Below are 1,831 nucleotides of genomic sequence, written 5' to 3'. Positions count from 1 at the left end.
ATCTATTGTTATTCTTACCTGAAATTGATGTGAGCTTATAGAGACAAGGTAAATTTGCAAAAGTGCCGGCTATTCAGTGTTCATTGAATGTTTAATTTAATTTATTAAGCTTGACCTTGGAGTGGCTCTAAGCCTTATACTTGGTACAAATTTTTCGATTGTTATGATGATGCGTTCTACTACATGGATTACAGTCTTGGTTGGATTGTTCATGTTCCAAAGCTTTTGGAATGTGGCGGCGGCCTTTTGTGTCCATGAACAACAGCCTCAATCACAGCAGAGTTATCATTTTGGTCATCACCAAAATACCTTGTGTGCCAGCGATAGTCGTCAACACGATCATAATGGACAGTCAGAAAACATAAAAACATTCAGTAGCGATTTAGAAATCGGTGAAGATCATCAAGATCATCTACCATCGATGACGCATTTGATTGTACAAAATGAAAAAGTAGATGTGTTTCATCCAAGCTCTGAAGTTAAAGTGAATCCACAATTTCATTGGAAAAACAGCTATCAGGCTCCTGACCTGTTTCAACAAAGCCCACCTCCCGAATTTTCCCCGCTCATGGTGGGGTAGCCTAAAACATTCCCACCACTTTTATTATTTAAATAAGTGGGAAAAATCATGTCTTCACAATCAATTATACTCTTGCGTCATAGCTTGGTTGCTTGTATATGTGCAGCGGCTATGCAATATAGCTATGCTGAAAACGTTACCAGCTTTGAATCCGCTTTAGCAAAAGTACAAAGTTACCAGACTCAAGACAAGCTGTGGCAACAAGTTCAGCAAATATCTGAATTGAATATTCAGCAAAGTCGGTTATGGCAGAATCCAAGTATAAGTTTAGAACAGTCTGGCTTTGGCTCAGGTCAAGAACAGGAATTCAATGTTGGCGTTAGTCAACCTCTAGATCTATTTGGTCAGCGTAAGCTGAACCGGGTGATTGCCAATACCTCGAATCAACAAATCCAATTGCAACAGCAATTATGGAAGGCACAAAGCCAACTGATTGTTAAATTTGCATGGTCGCAATTTGCACTTGCTGAGGTTGAGCAGTCTGCTTATTCAGTACAGTTAAAAACAAGTAAAGCCAATCTGGACAGTGCCCAGAAACGCTATCAGGCAGGCAGTATTGCCCTGGTTGATTTTGAGCGTACCCAAATTGAAGCGCTAGAAATCCAACGACTTTATCAGCAAGCGATGCTGAATAAACAAGCTGCCGGTCGTCAGCTGTCTAATTTGTGGGGGGGAGAAACATCTTCACATCTTCAATTGAATAAAACCGCTATCCCTTGGCCAGAGCAAAGTCTCCAAACTGTGCAACGGTATATTGCTGAAGGGTGGCTAGAAAAATTCTATGCCTTGAACATTCAGCAATCGGATCATCAAATTGAAAATTTAAGAATTCAGGCACGTCCCAATCCGACTTTAAATGTAGGCATGAAACGTAGCAAAACCCCTAATGAAAGCAACGATACGACTTTGGCAATCGGCGTGGCTATTCCACTGAATATTTTCAACCGCCAGCAATATGCGATCCCGATGGTCCAGCAACAGCAAATATTGCTGAACCAACAGCAGCAGCGTGAGCTGAAGCAACAAATACTCAATATTGCCAACAGCATGCATCAGCTCAAAGGTTTACGTAGCCAGTTCGATGCCACAACAGCACAAGTTACTTTGGCGACCAAAGTTCAGAGCCGTACTTTACAAGGGTTTCAGGCAGGGAAACTGTCCATTACCGACGTTCAACAAGCAACCACCCAACTGCAGAATCTTCGATTGGGTCAATTACAAATTCTACGTCAAGCTTGGCAAACTGCCCTC

The 1,831-nt window shown here is 41.8% G+C and carries 2 protein-coding genes; both read left to right on the top strand.

Features of this window, described 5'->3' with window-relative positions; all coding sequences use genetic code 11:
- Window positions 1–166: 166 nt before the first annotated feature.
- Entirely contained in the window at window positions 167–580 is a 414-nt protein-coding gene (locus tag FTT71_RS13125; RefSeq protein ID WP_225530251.1) for a cation efflux protein, CzcI-like, read from the top strand.
- Window positions 581–628: 48 nt separating this feature from the next.
- The coding region (locus FTT71_RS13120; RefSeq protein WP_179997588.1) for a TolC family protein at window positions 629–1,831 on the top strand (1,203 nt) is incomplete at its 3' end.

The organism is Acinetobacter sp. YH01004, from assembly GCF_013420455.1.
Lineage (GTDB): Bacteria > Pseudomonadota > Gammaproteobacteria > Pseudomonadales > Moraxellaceae > Acinetobacter > Acinetobacter towneri.
This window is presented reverse-complemented; position numbering and strand designations above follow the sequence as displayed.